The organism is Microbacterium sp. AK031 (genome assembly GCF_024807145.1).
Lineage (GTDB): Bacteria > Actinomycetota > Actinomycetes > Actinomycetales > Microbacteriaceae > Microbacterium.
This window is the reverse complement of record NZ_JANUCA010000006.1, coordinates 173340-190081: the sequence shown is the minus strand read 5'-3', so window position 1 is coordinate 190081 and position 16742 is coordinate 173340. Positions and strand designations below refer to the sequence as shown.

General features: G+C 66.4%; 15 protein-coding genes and 1 tRNA gene. 10 read left to right on the top strand and 6 right to left on the bottom strand.

Annotated elements, in window-relative coordinates; genetic code table 11:
- Nucleotides 1–27: 27 nt before the first annotated feature.
- The 6 genes from HDC95_RS12710 (at nucleotide 28) to HDC95_RS12685 (ending at nucleotide 6705) form a co-directional block, all read left to right on the top strand.
- Complete coding sequence (locus HDC95_RS12710; RefSeq protein ID WP_259063915.1) at nucleotides 28–1314, top strand: aspartate kinase; 1287 nt, start codon at nucleotides 28–30, stop codon at nucleotides 1312–1314.
- A gap of 44 nt (nucleotides 1315–1358) precedes the next feature.
- The gene (locus tag HDC95_RS12705) at nucleotides 1359–2429 is read left to right on the top strand and encodes an aspartate-semialdehyde dehydrogenase (RefSeq protein WP_259063913.1); all 1071 of its coding nucleotides are present in this window, start codon (nucleotides 1359–1361) and stop codon (nucleotides 2427–2429) included.
- 59 nt (nucleotides 2430–2488) lie between these two features.
- Nucleotides 2489–3961, top strand: a complete 1473-nt coding sequence (locus HDC95_RS12700; RefSeq protein ID WP_259063911.1) for a malate:quinone oxidoreductase — start codon at nucleotides 2489–2491, stop codon at nucleotides 3959–3961.
- A 9-nt stretch (nucleotides 3962–3970) separates the two neighbouring features.
- Complete coding sequence (locus HDC95_RS12695) at nucleotides 3971–4624, top strand: thymidine kinase (RefSeq protein ID WP_259063910.1); 654 nt, start codon at nucleotides 3971–3973, stop codon at nucleotides 4622–4624.
- 94 nt (nucleotides 4625–4718) lie between these two features.
- Nucleotides 4719–5429, top strand: coding sequence for a FadR/GntR family transcriptional regulator (locus tag HDC95_RS12690; RefSeq protein ID WP_259063908.1), 711 nt, complete (start codon nucleotides 4719–4721; stop codon nucleotides 5427–5429).
- 10 nt (nucleotides 5430–5439) lie between these two features.
- The gene (locus HDC95_RS12685; RefSeq protein WP_259063907.1) at nucleotides 5440–6705 is read left to right on the top strand and encodes an alpha-hydroxy acid oxidase; all 1266 of its coding nucleotides are present in this window, start codon (nucleotides 5440–5442) and stop codon (nucleotides 6703–6705) included.
- Between the two features lie 16 nt (nucleotides 6706–6721).
- On the opposite strand, the gene HDC95_RS12680 is transcribed toward HDC95_RS12685, so the two are convergent.
- The 5 genes from HDC95_RS12680 to HDC95_RS12660 form a co-directional block, all read right to left on the bottom strand.
- Nucleotides 6722–7111 (bottom strand): DUF1295 domain-containing protein, encoded by a 390-nt coding sequence (locus tag HDC95_RS12680; protein WP_259063905.1) that lies wholly within the window; start codon nucleotides 7109–7111, stop codon nucleotides 6722–6724.
- A gap of 33 nt (nucleotides 7112–7144) precedes the next feature.
- The gene (locus tag HDC95_RS12675) at nucleotides 7145–7900 is read right to left on the bottom strand and encodes an HAD-IIB family hydrolase (protein WP_259063903.1); all 756 of its coding nucleotides are present in this window, start codon (nucleotides 7898–7900) and stop codon (nucleotides 7145–7147) included.
- Nucleotides 7901–7991: 91 nt separating this feature from the next.
- A tRNA-Pro gene (locus HDC95_RS12670) sits at nucleotides 7992–8068 on the bottom strand.
- Between the two features lie 59 nt (nucleotides 8069–8127).
- A complete protein-coding gene (locus tag HDC95_RS12665; protein WP_259063902.1) occupies nucleotides 8128–9075 on the bottom strand; it encodes a metallophosphoesterase in 948 nt (315 codons plus the stop codon).
- Nucleotides 9066–11648 carry a transglycosylase domain-containing protein gene (locus tag HDC95_RS12660; protein WP_259063901.1) on the bottom strand — a complete coding sequence of 861 codons (2583 nt, stop codon included), beginning with the start codon at nucleotides 11646–11648 and terminating at the stop codon, nucleotides 9066–9068. Before HDC95_RS12660 ends, HDC95_RS12665 begins: the two co-directional genes overlap by 10 nt.
- A gap of 79 nt (nucleotides 11649–11727) precedes the next feature.
- Here HDC95_RS12660 and HDC95_RS12655 point away from each other — a divergent pair, with 79 nt between their 5' ends.
- Both HDC95_RS12655 and HDC95_RS12650 read left to right on the top strand, forming a co-directional pair.
- Entirely contained in the window at nucleotides 11728–11952 is a 225-nt protein-coding gene (locus tag HDC95_RS12655; RefSeq protein ID WP_259063900.1) for a DUF4177 domain-containing protein, read from the top strand.
- A complete protein-coding gene (locus HDC95_RS12650) occupies nucleotides 11949–12407 on the top strand; it encodes a RidA family protein (RefSeq protein ID WP_259063899.1) in 459 nt (152 codons plus the stop codon). The genes HDC95_RS12655 and HDC95_RS12650 overlap by 4 nt, the downstream gene beginning before the upstream one ends.
- A 53-nt stretch (nucleotides 12408–12460) precedes the next feature.
- Here the strand turns inward: HDC95_RS12650 and acs are convergent, their stop codons facing one another.
- Complete coding sequence (acs, locus tag HDC95_RS12645) at nucleotides 12461–14428, bottom strand: acetate--CoA ligase (RefSeq protein WP_259063898.1); 1968 nt, start codon at nucleotides 14426–14428, stop codon at nucleotides 12461–12463.
- Nucleotides 14429–14780: 352 nt separating this feature from the next.
- On the opposite strand from acs, the gene HDC95_RS12640 reads away from it, so the two are divergent.
- Nucleotides 14781–15785 carry a TadA family conjugal transfer-associated ATPase gene (locus HDC95_RS12640; protein WP_259063897.1) on the top strand — a complete coding sequence of 335 codons (1005 nt, stop codon included), beginning with the start codon at nucleotides 14781–14783 and terminating at the stop codon, nucleotides 15783–15785.
- Nucleotides 15779–16696, top strand: coding sequence for a type II secretion system F family protein (locus HDC95_RS12635; protein WP_310503257.1), 918 nt, complete (start codon nucleotides 15779–15781; stop codon nucleotides 16694–16696). The genes HDC95_RS12640 and HDC95_RS12635 overlap by 7 nt, the downstream gene beginning before the upstream one ends.
- Nucleotides 16697–16742 lie beyond the last annotated feature (46 nt).

Below are 16742 nucleotides of genomic sequence, written 5' to 3'. Positions count from 1 at the left end.
TCTGCCCGAGATCCCTGGGAGTGTACGTTGGCCCTCATTGTGCAGAAGTACGGCGGCTCTTCCGTCGCCGACGCCGAGAGCATCAAACGCGTCGCCAAACGCATCGTTGACGCGCGACGTGCGGGACACGATGTCGTCGTGGCCGTGAGCGCCATGGGCGACACGACGGACGAGCTGCTCGAATTGGCGAACGAGGTCGCCCCCATCCCCGCGCCGCGCGAGATGGACATGCTGCTGAGCAGCGGGGAGCGCATCTCGATGGCTCTGCTGGCGATGGCGATCCATTCGATGGGGTTCGACGCCCGCTCGTTCACCGGGAGCCAGGCCGGGATGATCACGGACGATCACCACGGCTCCGCGCGCATCGTGGATGTGACACCGGTGCGGTTGCGTGAAGCCCTGGACGAAGGTGCGATCGTCATCGTCGCCGGATTCCAGGGGTTCAACCGTGATACGCGTGACATCACGACGCTCGGGCGAGGCGGGTCGGACACGACTGCCGTCGCCCTCGCATCGGCGCTCGATGCCGATGTCTGCGAGATCTACAGTGATGTCGACGGCATTTACACGGCGGACCCCCGCGTCATCCCGCGTGCGCAGAAGCTCGATCATGTCTCCAGTGAGGAGATGCTCGAGCTGGCGGCGAACGGCGCCAAGGTGCTGTACATCCGCGCTGTCGAATTCGCACGCCGTCACGGCGTGCTCATCCACGCCCGCTCGACGTTCTCGTCGAGCGAAGGCACGTACGTTCTGGGCGAGGGCATGAAGAACCCCCGCGAAACCGAGGGAGAAGCCATGGAAGAGCCGATCGTCGCAGGTGTCGCCACAGAGCTGGGCCAGGCCAAGATCACGGTCGTCGGCGTGCCCGACGTGCCGGGCAAGGCCGCCGAGATCTTCAAGATCGTCGCGAAGTCCGGCGCGAACGTCGACATGATCGTGCAGAACGTCTCTGTCGCCGCCACGGGGCGTGCTGACATCTCGTTCACGCTTCCGAAGGGTGACGCGTCGCCGGCATTGAAGGCGCTCGCCGCCGAGCAGACGGACGTCGGCTTCGACAGCCTGATCCACGACGATCAGATCGGCAAGCTCTCCGTCGTCGGCGCCGGCATGCGGGTGCACTCCGGTGTCTCGGCGACGCTGTTCGACGCGCTGTCGACCGCGGGCATCAACATCGAGATGATCTCGACCTCCGAGATCCGTATTTCGGTGGTGCTGCGCGGCTCGGACCTCGCCGACGCCGCCCGCATCGTGCACACCGCCTACGGCCTCGACGGTGAAGACGAAGCCGTCGTGCACGCCGGCACCGGCCGCTGAAACTCGCGATAGACTCGCCCAAACCCCCGTAGGAAGAGCCTTTCATGACCCGTATCTCCGACTCAGGACACTCCGTCGCCATCGTCGGCGCCACCGGCCAGGTGGGCACCGTGATGCGCGATATCCTCGCGGAGCGTTCGTTCCCGATCCGCGAGCTGCGCCTGTTCTCGTCTGCGCGTTCTGCCGGCAGAACGATCGCGTTCGCCGGTGTCGACGTCGTCGTGGAGGATGTCGAGACGGCTGATCCTGCGGGCATCGAGATCGCATTGTTCTCCGCCGGAGCCACCGCCAGCCGCGCATACGCCGAGCGCTTCGCCGCTGCGGGCGCTGTCGTGATCGACAACTCCAGCGCTTGGCGTGGCGACCCCGAGGTGCCGCTCGTGGTCAGCGAGGTCAACCCGCACGCGATCGATGAGCGTCCCAAGGGCATCATCGCCAACCCGAACTGCACGACGATGGCCGTGATGCCCGTGCTCAAGCCTCTGGCCACCGAGGCCGGGCTCGAGCGGCTCATCGTCAGTACGTACCAGGCGGTGTCGGGTTCCGGCCTCGCCGGTGCACAGGAACTCCTCGGACAGGTCGAAGCCGCGGTCGAGCAGGGCGACGTGCTGCGGCTCGTCCACCACGGTGCGGCCATCGACTTCCCCGAGCCGGAGAAGTACGTCGCTCCCATCGCGTTCGATGTCATCCCGCTCGCCGGGAGCATCGTCGACGACGGCTTCAACGAGACCGACGAAGAGAAGAAGCTGCGTAACGAGAGTCGCAAGATCCTCGAGCTGCCCGATCTTCGCGTCGCCGGAACCTGTGTGCGCGTTCCGGTCTTCACCGGCCACTCGCTCTCCATCCATGCGGAGTTCTCGCGCGACATCACCCCGCAGCGCGCGTCCGAGTTGCTCGCCGCAGCACCGGGTGTCGTGCTCGAAGAGGTGCCGACGCCGTTGAAGGCCGCAGGCAGCGACCCGAGCTATGTCGGTCGTATCCGTGCCGATCAGTCAGCGCCGGAGAACAAGGGTCTCGTGCTGTTCGTCAGCAACGACAACCTCCGCAAGGGCGCAGCGCTCAACGCTGTGCAGATCGCCGAGCTCGTCGCCGCTCGTCTCGTTGTCGCCGCGTAGTCGCTCCGCGGAGAACGGCAGTGGTTCGCGTCCTCCGGCGCGCGAACTAGACTGGTTCGGTGACTGAATCCGTCGACGTCGTCCTCATCGGTGGTGGCATCATGAGCGCCACACTGGGCACCTTGCTGCACGAACTGCAGCCAGACTGGAAGATCGTCGCCTTCGAGCGACTGTCTGATGTGGCCCAGGAGAGCTCCAACCCGTGGAACAACGCGGGCACCGGCCATGCGGCGCTCTGCGAGCTGAACTACATGCCGCAGAACGACGGCGGGCCATTGGACCCGGCCAAGGCGGTCTCGATCAACGAGCAGTTCCAGCAGAGCAGGCAGTTCTGGTCGTCGCTGGTCAACAAGGGTGTGCTCGACGAGCCGTCGACATTCATCAACGCCACCCCGCACATGACGTTCGTGCGCGGAGAGAAGGATGTCGCGTACCTCAAGGCGCGTTACGAGGTACTCAAGGAGCAGCCGCTGTTCGAGGGCATCGAGTACAGCGAGGACTCCCGTGTCATCAACCAGTGGGCGCCGCTGCTCATGCAGAAGCGCCGCAAGGGCGAGCCGTTCGCTGCGACCAGGGTTCCGGCCGGCACCGACGTCGACTTCGGTGCGCTGACGCATCAGCTCTTCGATCACCTCGCCGCCAGTGGCGTCGAACTGCGCACCAACCAAGAGGTGCGAAAGCTCAAGAAGCAGAAGGACGGTAGCTGGCAGGTCTCGTACCGCCGGGCGCTGGGGCACACGCCGGGCGAGGTCAACGCGAAGTTCGTCTTCGTCGGCGCCGGCGGCTGGGCGTTGAAGCTGCTGCAGCGCTCCGGCATCCCTGAGATCAAGGGCTATGGCGTCTTCCCGATCGGCGGACAGTTCCTCAAGACCACGAACCCTGCCATCGTCTCCCAGCACAAGGCGAAGGTCTACTCGCAGGCATCCGTCGGGGCACCGCCGATGTCGGTGCCGCACCTGGACACCCGTGTCGTCGACGGCGAGGCGTCGCTGCTGTTCGGTCCTTTCGCCACGTTCAGTCCCAAGTTCCTCAAGAACGGCTCGATGTTCGACATCGTCAGCCAGGTGCGCACGCACAACCTGTGGCCCATGCTGCGCGTGGCGTTCGCGAACCCTGACCTGATCACGTACCTGGTCGGCGAGCTGATCAAGAACCATCGCAAGAAGGTCGACGGCCTCCGCGTCTTCATGCCCACAGCGAAGGACGAGGACTGGTCGCTCATCGACGCAGGCCAGCGCGCACAGGTCATGAAGAAGGATGCGCAGAAGGGCGGCGTGCTGCAGTTCGGCACCGAGGTCGTCTCCGCTGCGGACGGTTCGATCGCGGGGCTGCTCGGCGCATCGCCCGGCGCATCGACGGCCGTGCCGATCATGCTGAACCTGCTGAAGACGTGCTTCCCCGAGCAGTACGCCGGGTGGGAGCCGACGCTGCGCGAGCTCATCCCGACGTACGGCGAGAAGCTCAACGAGAACGAGGCCGTGGCAGACGAATCCATGACGGCGACGGCGGCCGTGCTCGGCATCTCGAGGTAGCAGCGCACCGTGGCGAAGCTGTACTTCCGCTACGGGGCGATGAACTCCGGCAAGTCCACGGCGCTGCTGCAGGCCGCGTACAACTACGAGGAGCGCGGCCAGCACGTGCTTCTGGCGAAGCCGACGATAGACACCAAGGGCGCGAACCAGGTGGAGAGCCGCCTCGGTATGACGCGTGAGGTCGACTTCCTCATCCCGCCTGACGGTGACGCACGCGCACTCTTCCAACGCGAACGCGAGCGGATGCAGCAGCACAACGATGAGAGCCTGATCCCTGGCGACCCTGCCGGCGTCGCCTGTCTGCTCGTCGACGAGGCGCAGTTTCTCACTGCGAAGCAGATCGATGATCTGTTCCGCATCGCGGTGGTCGACGGCATCCCGGTGATGGCCTACGGGATCCGCAACGATTTCCTGACTCACGCCTTTCCCGGCTCTGCCCGACTGCTCGCGATCGCCCACTCGCTTGAGGAGCTCAAGACGATCTGCCGCTGCGGACGCAAGGCCGTCTTCAACGGTCGCGTCACAGGCGGCCGCTTCGTGTTCGACGGCGACCAGGTCGCGATCGACGAGGGAGCGGCAGCCGGAGCGCCAGCAGACGTCGTGACGTACGAGTCACTGTGCGGCAACTGCTACCTCGAGGAGTCCGGTGGGCGCCTGGGGTGAGGCTGCGGCAGCCGTCTTCATGCGATCTGAGCGTCGGAATTGCGTGGTCTGACCACACGCGCTAGTCTGTGGTCTGACCACAGAGGAGGAGTGGATGACGCAGCGTGCCTGGCGCGTCGTGCTCGAGCGCGTCGAGCGCGACCTGCTCGAAGGTCGCCTCGGACCAGGCGATCGACTCCCGTCCGAGCGCGATCTCGCCACTGAACTCGGCGTCGGCCGCTCCAGCGTCCGCGAGGCGCTGCGCGTGCTCGAGGTCATGGGGCTGATCCGCACAGCGACCGGCTCAGGCCCGCAGTCCGGCGCGATCGTCATCGCCACGCCCTCCGGGGGGATGTCTGCCCTGCTGCGCCTGCAGCTGGCCGCAAAGGGCTTCGCGTTGGGGGATGTGGTGCGCACTCGCCTCGTGCTCGAGGATGCCGTCGTGACGGCTCTCGCGTCGGCCGAAGCACGTGACATCACGGCGGCGCACCGGATACTCGACGCGATGGATGCCGGCGGCCTCACCACGGGCGAGTTCCTCGCACTCGACGCGCAGCTGCATCTGTCGCTGGCCGAATCCAGCGGCAACACCGTGATCGCCGCGATGATGGCAGGCCTGCGCACGTCCATCGAGTCGTACGTCCTCACCGGTTCAGCATCCATCGACGACTTCGATGCCATGGCGGCCCGGTTGCGCTTCGAGCATCGCGCGCTGATCGCCGCGATCGATGCCGGCGACGCGGATGCCGCCCGCGCTCTCGTGCACGACCACATCACCGGCTACTACAGCGCGGCCGGTCTGACATCCACCCACCCGTCTCGTTGAAAGGAAGGCTATGGTCACCCGTCAGGTTCCCAAGCCCTCAGAGCTCCTCGAGCTCATGAAGTTCAAGAAGCCCGAGCTCGATGGGCGCAAGCGTCGTCTCGATGCGGCACTCACGATCGACGATCTGCGCACGATCGCGAAGCGCCGCACCCCGAAGGCGGCGTTCGACTACACCGACGGCGCCGCAGAGGGCGAGCTGTCGTTGACGCGAGCGCGTCAGGCCTTTCAGGATGTCGAGTTCCATCCCGGCATCTTCAAGCCGGCGCCCGATGTGGACACCTCCATCGACATCCTCGGCGGCCCCAGCGCCCTACCATTCGGCATCGCGCCGACCGGATTCACCCGCCTCATGCAGACCGAGGGCGAAGAGGCCGGCGCAGGTGCAGCAGCAGCCGCGGGCATCCCCTTCACTCTCTCCACTCTCGGCACCACATCGATTGAGGGCGTGAAGGCTGCGAACCCCAACGGGCGCAACTGGTTCCAGCTGTACGTCATGCGCGACCGCGAGATCTCCTACGAGCTCACCCGTCGCGCCGCCGCTGCCGGCTTCGACACGCTGCACTTCACGGTCGACACTCCGGTCGCGGGTGCCCGTCTGCGTGACAAGCGCAACGGATTCGCTATTCCGCCGCAGCTCACGCTCGGGACGATCATCAACGCGATCCCTCGCCCCTGGTGGTGGTGGGACTTCCTCACCACACCGAAGCTCGAGTTCGCGTCGCTCAGCACCACCGGCGGCACCGTCGGCGAGCTGCTGGATGCTGCGATGGACCCGACGATCAGCTACGACGACCTCGCCGTGATCCGCGATCTCTGGCCCGGAAAGATCGTCATCAAGGGCGTGCAGAACGTCGAGGACTCCGTGAAGCTGCGCGATGCAGGCGTGGACGGTATCGTGCTGTCGAACCACGGTGGCCGTCAGCTCGACCGGGCGCCCATCCCGTTCCACCTGCTGCCGAAGGTGCGCAGGGAAGTCGGAGACGACTTCACGGTCATGATCGACACTGGAATCATGAACGGCGCCGACATCGTCGCCTCCGTCGCCCTCGGCGCGGACTTCACGCTGATCGGGCGGGCATATCTCTACGGTCTGATGGCCGGAGGGCGGCAGGGCGTCGACCGGACGATCGCGATCCTGCGCACCGAGATCGAGCGCACCATGCGCCTTCTCGGCGTGGCATCTCTTGCGGAGCTCGAGCCGGCTCACGTCACTCAGCTCGCCCGTCTCGTGCCGGTGGGGGGCGGGGCGGCGAACGCAGCTCTCGCTGCGCGCTGACCGCGTTGCCGTGGCGTCACCGCAACGCAGCGGCGCGGGGAGGAAGCCGCACGATCATCGAGGTCGTGCGGCGGTACTCGGCGTACTCCGGATATCGGGATGCTGAGATCGATTCGGTGAAGATCGTCGAGCCGATGAAGAGCGCAGTCAGCAGCGCCGGCCCGATGATCGTCCAGCTCGGTGCGCCTCCGAAGAATCCCGGACCGGATCCCGCGGCTGCTGCCGCACCCATCGCGCAGAACACCCACCTCTGTGCCTGTTCGAAGAAGAAGTTCGGATGGCGGCTGTGGCGGAACAGGCCGGTCCCGCGGTCGACCCATGAGGTGTCGCGGGTGGAAAGGGACAGGAGCCAGCATGCCGCACTGGCGCACGCGGCGACGAGGATCGTGAGCGTCAGCGGATCCATGTCGCAATGCTACGGCCCGCCGCCCAGACACGGCTAAAGCGTCGGGATGAGTTCGTCCAGCTCGGTTGCGGTGTGCTCCCACCCGGTGACCGCGATCGAGCGTACTCCGAGCGCTTTGACCGGATAATCGTTGCCGCCCTCGTCGAGGCGGTCGCCGTAGAAGAGCATGTCGCCGAGCGGGATGCCGGTGCGCTCGGCCAGCGCCTTCATGCCGTGTGCCTTGTCGATGCCGGCGAGGGTGATGTCGATCGAGGTCGAACCGCCCGAACGCACCTCGAGTTCAGGCAGGCGCGCGGCGACTGCTTCGCGCAGCCGACTGCGCTTGGTGCCGGACGGATCCCAGGACTGCTTCTCGTCGTGCGGGGCCTGCTGCCCGAGCGCCGAGAATGTGATCTGCGAGCCGCGGTCCTCGAGGATCTCGCCCCAGGGGTTCTGCTCCCACAGACCGAGCCGTTCCGCCTCCTCACGGAGCGCGCGCAACGCGGCCGACTTCTGCTCGTCGGAGAGGTCGTGCGCATACACGGTGTCGAAGCCCTCGCCGTCATGGCGCAGGTAGCGTGTGCCGCACGTCGGCAGCAGGTGCAGGCGGGCGAGATCGGTCGTGTCGGCGTCGCCGAGCTGCGCGATCACCTGGACGCGGAACTGCTGTTCGTTGCCGCCGGAGATGATCGCCACGTCGACATGCTGCAGCAGTGCGCGCAACTGGACGGCGATCTTCGGGTCGATCGGGCTCTTCGACGGGGCGAGCGTGTCATCGAGGTCGAAGGCGACGAGGCGGGGTGTGGTCATGGTGTCTCCAGCCTAGGTGAGCGCAGCGGGTCGTCAGGCCTGCTGTCGGATGTGAAGAAGGCCGCCCCGGAGGGCGGCCTTCTTGCAACAGTGGTCGGGGTGACAGGATTTGAACCTGCGGCCTCTTCGTCCCGAACGAAGCGCGCTACCAAGCTGCGCCACACCCCGTTGCAACCGTTTGAGTCTACAGTGAAACGGGCTCTGAGCCGAATCGATGCTCTCCCGGACTATGCGGGCGTGTCCCGTGCGGTGAGCGTGAGCAGAGTCGCCTCCGGGCGACAGGCGAAGCGCACTGGCGCGTAGATCGAGTGTCCGCAGCCGGCGCTGACATTCAGCGGGATGCTGCGCCCGCCGTGGCTCCAAGTGCTCAGCCCCTTCGCCTGCTTCAGCGGGATGTCGCAGTTCGCCACAAGGGTGCCGAAGCCGGGGAGACACACCTGGCCACCGTGAGTGTGCCCGCCGAAGATTGCCTGCGCGCCGAGGTCGGTGAACGTGTTGAGCACACGCTGGTACGGCGCGTGGGTGACGCCCAGCAGGGGAGTACCGGCATCCCGACTGCCGAGAGAAGCGATGGCTGCCGGAAGATCGTCGATCTCGTCCCAATCGCGGTGCGCATCGTCGACGCCGAACAGGTCGACATCGCTACCGGCCACGCTCAGGCGAGCCGCAGCATTGTTGAGGTCCGCCCAGCCGAGTTCGTCGGTGAAGTACGCGTCGAGCGCATCCGTGTCGAGGTGCTCGGGTTCCTGGTGGCGCTTGGATGGACCGGAGAAATAGCGCAGCGGATTGCGCGGCGATGGACCGTAGACGTCGTTCGAGCCGTGCACGAAGACACCGGGGATTCCGGCGAACGCATCGAACGCGCGACGCACGCCCTGCAGACCGTCGCGGTGGCCGAGGTTGTCGCCCGTGTTGACGATGAGATCTGGCTCCAGCTCGGCGAGCGACGAGAGCCAGTCCTGCTTGCGGTGCTGCCACGGCGCCATGTGTGCATCCGACAGGTGCAGGATCCGGATCGGGCGGGCGCCAGGCGCGAGGGCCTCGGCCGAGGCTTCGCGCGCGGTGAACAGGTAGCGCTCGATGCCGATGCCCCATATCGCGCAGGCCGCGCCGACGGCCCCCACCGCGCTGAGCGCGAGGAGGGCCGGGTGGGCGCGCTTGCCCGCTACGAGCACTTGACTGTCACTGCAGTCGACTTCTTCGTGGCGGTTCCGGCAGCGGGGCTGGAGCTCTTCACCGTATTGGCATCGTCGTCGCCGGCGGAACACGACGCATGCGCAGTCACGCTGGTGAAGCCGGCGGCCTTCAAGGCTTCGACGGCATCGGCGAGGGGCTTTCCGGAGACATCGGGCACTGTCGCGGCCTGACCGTTGCTCGGTGAGATCGTGACCGTGGTGCCGCTGGACACCTGTCCCGCGCCCGGGTCCTGTGTAGCGATGATGCCCTTCGCGGCATCGCTGTCGACCTCTGGGCCCACGTTCACCGAGAATCCTGCGGACTCGAGCGTCGCTGTGGCGTCACCCACCGTCTGCCCGACGACGTTCGGGAGATCGACCAGCACCCGGCGGATGAGGTTGTCGTCCGGCCGCGGGAACTCATCGCCGCCACCGAGCGCCGCATTTGCGGCAGCTTGCATGTCGCGGGCGACGTCGTAGCGGATGCTCTGCAGCTCGTTGTCGTTGTACCACTCGTTCCAGATGTTCGCGAAGCCCTCTGTGCGACCGATGTAGACGGCGGTCGTGGCTTTCGTGCTGGACTCGATCATCATCGTCGCGTAAGTCTCGTGCGAGCCGGTCTTGCCGAGCAGAGGCGTGCCGTCATACGGGTTGGCGTTCTGACCGGTACCGCCGGAGTTCATGACTCCCTGTAGTGCGTATGCGGCGGTTGCCGCGACCTCAGGAGAAATGACCTGCGAGCAGGCCGTCTCCGGAACCGGCAGTTCCTCGCCCTTCTGGTTGACGACCCGGTCGATCGCCTTCGGGGCGCAGTAGATGCCTTTGTTCGCGACTGTCGCATACGCGCTGGCCATGTCGAGCGGTGCGATGTACTTGTCGCCAAGGACGTTGTAGGGGTAGTTGAAGTCCGTCGTCTTCACGACTTTCTGCGCGTCGGGGTCCCACGTCGTGACACCCATGCGATCGGCCACGGCGTTGATGTCGCAGACTTCCAACCTGGACGCCATGGCGAAGTAACCCGAGTTCAGCGAATCCTTCGTGAACCGCATCGGTGTGCCGTAGTAGCCGGGATTGTTGTCGAAGTTGTTGATCTCGCTGGTATCGAGGGGTTGGGTCTGGCCATCGCATACGTTCATCTTCAGCGTCTGGTGGCGGCCGTTGAGTGACTCGTTGACCGAGTGTCCGGTCTCGAGCCAGTTGATCAGCGTGAACAGCTTGTAGGTCGATCCGACCGGGACCCCGGCGGACCCGCCGTGATCGTAGTCCGCGGCATACACGAGACTCGAGTACGCCTGGTCTTCGGTCGGGGTCTCCTGGAAGTTCGTGTTCTGCGTGATCGCGAGTATTCGGCCAGTTGCGGGTTCGATCGTGACACCGGCACCGCCGAAGTGCTGGTTGTCCAAGTTCGGCGGCACCCGATCCTTCAGAGCAGCGACCGCCGGGTCCTGGATGCGCAGGTCCAGTGAAGTGTAGATCTCCAGACCGTCGCGTTGCAGCGCTTTCACGCGCTCTTCATAGGTGTCGCCGAAGGCGGGGTCGCCGAGCACGACGGTTTTCACGTACTGGCAGAAATAGGCGTTGTTCTGCGCGGCCGCGCACCCTTGCGACGGCGCATTGATGGCTGGAGCGATTGGCGACTCGAGTGCCTCGGCGTGCTGCGCGTCGGTGATCTTGCCGTCCTCGTGCATGCGGTTGATGACGTAGTCGCGGCGAACCTTCGTCAAGGCGTAACCGTCTGCTTCGCTGTTCACCGCATTGCCCGCTTCTGTGGCGGAGCCGCCGATCTTGTCGATGCGGTAGCGGTTCGGATTCTGCACGATGCCGGCCAATGTTGCCGCTTGCGCAACCGTCAGATTCGAAGCGCTGGTGTTGAAGTAGTAGTTCGCCGCAGCCTCGATGCCGTAGACCGTGCCGCCGAAGCTCGCGATGTTCAGGTACCCGAGCAGGATCTCGTTCTTCGAGTAATCCTTCTCGATCTGGATCGCGTAGCGCATCTCCTGCAGCTTGCGCTCGATACCGTCCGTTCCGACGGCGTTGGTGGCATCCAGCCAGCACTGCGCGGTCTTGTCCGCGTAGTTCTCATCACCCGGGAGCACCTTCTGCTCGCATTGCTGCACGAGCACGTTCTTGACGTACTGCTGGCTGATCGTGGATGCTCCGCGCGATGACGTGCCGCGCACGTTGTCGATCAGCGCCTTCGCCGTCGCTCCGAGGTTCACTCCGCCGTGCTCGTAGTAGCCCTTGTCCTCACTGGAGAGGATGGCGTCGTACACGACGGGTGAGATCTGATCGAACTCCACCTGCGTGCGGTTCTGGTCGAAGAACGTCGCCATCTGCACCGGGTTGCCGTCGTGGCCGATCGCGTAGATCGTGCTCGGCTCCATGGGCGCATCCGGCTTCAGGTATGACGGCAGCTTGTCGAACAGGTCGAGCGCTTGCGATCCGGCGGCTCCGGCGACGGCGAGTGCGGGGGTGACCGTCGCGGTCACCAGGACCCCGGCGACTGCGCTGAGCCCGATCAAGCCGAGAAGGCCGCCGAGCACGCCTTTCGCTGTGCGATTCTTCTGAGGCATACGCTAGATCGTAGGGGAGTTCCCTGAATACCGCCTTTGACGATCGCTTGTGCCGATCGTCTCTGACCGCAGGAGTGCCATGACCACGTGGGAGTATCTGACCACCCCGTTGCTGATCCACAACACCGCCGCGATCCTCAACAACTGGGGAAAGCAGGGCTGGGAGCTCGTGCAGGTCGTCCAAGGTCCGGAAGGGGGACTCGTGGCCTACTTCAAGCGGCCGGTGTCGCAGGATGGGTCGAACAGTGCAGGCCTGGCGGCCGCAGAGCAGGCCGCACGTCAGTTCGAGGGCGGTGCGGCATGAGCATCGCGTCCAGGCTGAGTGAGCTCGAGATCGAGCTTCCGGAAGTCGCAGCCCCCGTCGCGGCGTACGTTCCCGCCGTCGTGCACGCGGGCCTCGTCTACACGTCGGGCCAGCTGCCGTTCGCATCGGGTGCGCTGCCCGCGACAGGCAAGGTCGGCGCAGAGGTCACGGCCGAAGACGCCAAGATGTATGCCCGCACGTGCGCGCTGAATGCGCTCGCGGCTGCGGCCGCCGCCGCAGGCGGACTGGAGAAGATCGGCGGCGTGCTGCGCGTCGGCGGCTTCGTGGCATCCGATCCGGCCTTCACCGGCCAGCCCGGCGTCATCAACGGCGCCAGCGACGTGCTCGGCGATATCTTCGGCGGCGCGGGCGTGCACGCCCGCGCCGCCGTCGGAGTCGCGGTGCTGCCCCTGGACAGCCCGGTCGAGGTCGAGGTGACCTTCACTCTCGCGTGATCTCAATGAGAAGATCCCCGCACCCGACGGGAGCGGGGACCTTTTCAATGCCGCTACTTGACCTGCGCCGAGATGATGCTCATCACCGCCGTGTCGGCCAGAGTCGTGGTGTCGCCTACTTCGCGGCCCTCGGCGACATCGCGCAGCAGGCGGCGCATGATCTTGCCGGAGCGCGTCTTGGGCAGCTCGCCCACGATGTAGACGTCGCGTGGGCGGGCGATTGCACCGATCTGCTCGCCGACCCACTGACGCAGCTGCGTCGCCAGCCCGGCCGCATCGTGCTCGGAGAGGTAGCTCTCCTTGATGATCACGAAGGCGACGACAGCCTGGCCGGTGGTCTCGTCCGAAGCGCCGACCACGGCGGCCTCTGCCGTCGCCTCGTGCGCGACGAGCGACGACTCGATCTCGGCAGTGGACAGCCGGTGGCCGGAGACGTTCATCACGTCGTCGACGCGTCCGAGCAGCCACAGATCGCCGTCCTCGTCGAGTCGTGCACCGTCGCCCGCGAAGTAGAAGCCCTGCTTGTCGAACTTCTCCCAGTACGTCTCCTTGTAGCGCTCCGGATCGCCCCAGATGCCGCGCAGCATGCTCGGCCACGGCTCGGTGATCACGAGCAGACCGCCGTTGCCGTTGCCGACCTCTTCACCCGTCTCGTCGACGACGTCGATGGCGATGCCCGGGAGCGGCACCTGTGCCGAGCCCGGCTTCGTCGCCGTGATGCCAGGGAGGGGCGACACCATGATGGCTCCGGTCTCGGTCTGCCACCAGGTGTCGACGATCGGAGTGTCGCCCCCGCCGATCACCTCGCGGTACCACATCCACGCTTCGGGGTTGATGGGCTCACCCACCGATCCGAGCAGGCGGATGGACGACAGGTCGAACTTTCGAGGGACGCTGCGGCCGATCTTCATGAAGGAGCGGATCGCGGTCGGCGCGGTGTAGAAGATCGTCACGCCGTACTTCTCGATGACCTCCCACCAGCGGCCGGGATGCGGGGCATCCGGCGTTCCCTCGTAGAGCACCTGCGTCGCGCCGTTCGCCAGTGGACCATATGTGACGTAGGTGTGGCCCGTGATCCAGCCGATATCCGCCGTGCACCAGAACACGTCGGTCTCCGGCTTCAGGTCGAACACGTTCCTGTGCGTGTATGCCGCCTGGGTGAGGTAGCCGCCGGACGTGTGCAGGATGCCCTTCGGCTTTCCGGTGGTGCCGGAGGTGTAGAGGATGAACAGCGGGTTCTCGGCGGGAAACGCCTGGGCCTCGTGATCGACCGATGCCGCAGGCACGATGTCATGCCACCAGACGTCGCGTCCTTCGACCCAATCGACGTCGTTCTCGCCGCGCTTGACGACGAGAACGTGCTCGACGGTCTGCTGTACGCCGTCGCCGCGGTCGCCGAGAGCCTGGTCGACGGCGGGCTTGAGGGCGGAGACGCGTCCCTTGCGATAACCGCCGTCCGCCGTGATGACAACCTTGGCGCCGGCGTCGTCGATGCGGGAGCGCAGGCTGTCGGCGCTGAAACCGCCGAAGACGACGGAGTGGACGGCACCGAGACGTGCGACGGCGAGCATCGCCGCGACGGCCTCGGGAATCATCGGCAGATAGATCGCGACGCGGTCCCCCACGCCGACTCCGAACCCGGACAGCACGTTCGCGACCCGCTTGACCTCGTCGGTGAGCTCGGCGTAGGTGATGCGACGGGAATCGCCGGGCTCGCCCTCCCAGAGGATCGCGACGCGGTCGCCATTGCCGGCTTCGACGTGACGGTCGAGGCAGTTGTACGAGACATTGAGCTCGCCGTCGTCGAACCACTTGGCGAACGGCGGGGTGGACCAGTCGAGCACTCGGGTGAAGGGCTTCTTCCAATGCAGCAGCTCCCGGGCCTGCTCGCCCCAGAACGCCTCGCGGTCGGCGCCGGCCCGCTCGTAGACTTCTGGCTGCGCGACGGCAGCTGCGGCGAACTCCTCAGCGGGCGGGAACCTGCGGGTCTCGTCGAGGAGATGATCGATCTGGCTGCTCATGGCATGCGCTCCTTTGCGGCGGGACGAGATCGTGCAGAGTGCACGACCGTGACACGGTGAATCTAGTCTGCGCCTGTTTTCGTCAATACCGCCGAAAGTCGGTATCCGGATCGGTTTTGTGAGGACGGCTGCCATGCGTACACTCGACGGCAGCCGTAATCTCGATTCGGCCTCGGCGTGGCCGTCCTCCCCGGGCTCGGCCCGCCTTTGGGCGGCATCCCATTCCCCCCGTGTGGTGCCGCCCTTCTCTGTGTTCGCAGTCGTTCTGCACTGTCCCGCGAACGTGACGGGTTGCGCACAGCACGTGGGTTCCGGGCGCACGCAGGGCAGTGGCCGCGCATAACGTCGGGGCATGCCACAGCCGTTCATCATCCGGCCGCGCGATGCGGTGACTGCCGTAGGCGGCAGCCGCGCACTCCCTGTCGACCTGGATGCCGCGTTCGGGCCGCTCGCCGAGCACTGCGCCGATCCGCGAGTGACAGACGTCTTCGTGAACGGCGCAGATGGGCTCTTCGTCGATCGCGGCGACGGCGCAGAGCGCGTGGTGGAGTGGGCGGCGTCCGAGCGCGAGGTGCGCGACCTCGCCGTCGCACTGATCGGAGCCGGCGGCCGTCACCTGGACGACCAGTCGCCCTGCGTCGATGTACGACTCGCATCCGGCATCCGCGTGCATGCGGTACTCGCTCCGGTGTCGACGTCCGGCACCGCCGTGTCGGTGCGTATTCCTCGCGTGCGCGCAGCCGACCTCGGCGCACTCGCGGCACTCGGGGCGTTCGACGCGTCGCAGCAGGCCTGGCTGGAGCAGTTGGTCGCAGAGCGGGCGAACATCCTCATCACCGGCGGCACTGGTACCGGCAAGACGACGCTGCTCGCAGCGCTGCTGCACCGCGTCCCCGCGGCTGAGCGCATCGTCACGATCGAGGACGTCGCCGAGCTGCGCCCTGCGCATCCGCACCACGTCGCGCTCGAGGCGCGACAGGCGAATCTGGAGGGAGCGGGATCCATCACGCTCGCCAGACTGGTCCGCGAGTCGCTGCGCATGCGACCGGATCGGCTCGTCGTCGGCGAGTGCCGCGGTGAAGAGGTGCGCGAACTCCTCTCCGCATTGAACACCGGCCATGACGGCGGCGCAGGCACGCTCCACGCAAGCGGACTCGTCGATGTTCCCGCCCGTCTGGAAGCGCTCGGTGCGCTTGCGGGTATGGATGCCACGGCTCTGGCCCGACAGGTCGTGAGCGCGTTCACGGTGGTGGTGCACCTCGCTCGCGGTGGTGATGGGGTGCGGCGCATCGCCAAGGTGGGGCGGCTTCTGCTGCGGGCCGATCGACTCGACATCGAAGAGGTGCGACCGTGGTGAAGCTCGCGTCGATCCCGGGTCTGCGACCGGCGAAGAAACCGGATGCCGGGGCGGAGGAGGCGGCGGTCTCGGTGCGCACGCTCGCTGTGCTGCTGCAGGCCGGTGCCGTTCCGTTGAATGCATGGCGGCACCTGGCGGACTCGGGCGACGCCCACGCGGAAAGCGTGGTCGAGCGCTGCGATGAGGGCGCCGTCCTTGTCGACGCGATCGAAGCTGAGCGCGGTGCATGGGCCGATGTGGCGGCCGCATGGGATGTAGCGACGACCGTAGGAGCTCCTCTCGCCGAGGTGCTGCGGTCGCTCGCTGAGACGATGCGAGACACGGCCGCTGCGGCCGATGACGTGCGCATCGCGCTCGCGGAGCCGGCCGGCACGGCCCGGCTTCTGCTCTGGATGCCGCTCGCGGGGCTCCTGCTCGGATTCGCTCTCGGATTCGACACGGTCACGGTGCTGTTCAGCAATCCGATCGGCACCGCATGCCTGATCGTGGGATTGCTGCTCGTGCTGGGAGCACGCGTCTGGACGCGTCATCTGCTCAAGCGGGCGCAGCCGGATCCGGGCACGCCCGGCATGCATGCCGAACTCATGGCCGTCGCCCTGTCCGGAGGTGCCTCCATCGAGCGCTCGTGGCAGCTCGTGGACGACAGTCCCGCTCGAGATCGCATCAGCGGCGCACACACCAGGGGAGTGCTCGAGCTGTCGCGCGCAGCGGGTGTCCCCGCCGGCGAGCTTCTGCGAGCCGCCGCCGCCCAGGAGCGTCACGACGCACGGATCCGCGGACGACTGCGCGCGGCCAGGCTCTCCTCGCAACTGCTCATCCCGCTCGGCGTCTGCACGCTCCCCGCCTTTCTGCTGCTCGGCGTCGCGCCGCTGATGATCTCTGTCATGTCGTCGACTCCGCTGCCGCTTTGATACCGCTGTCGATCTGAACCCCGCTGCCTGACCGCAGCCCGAAAGA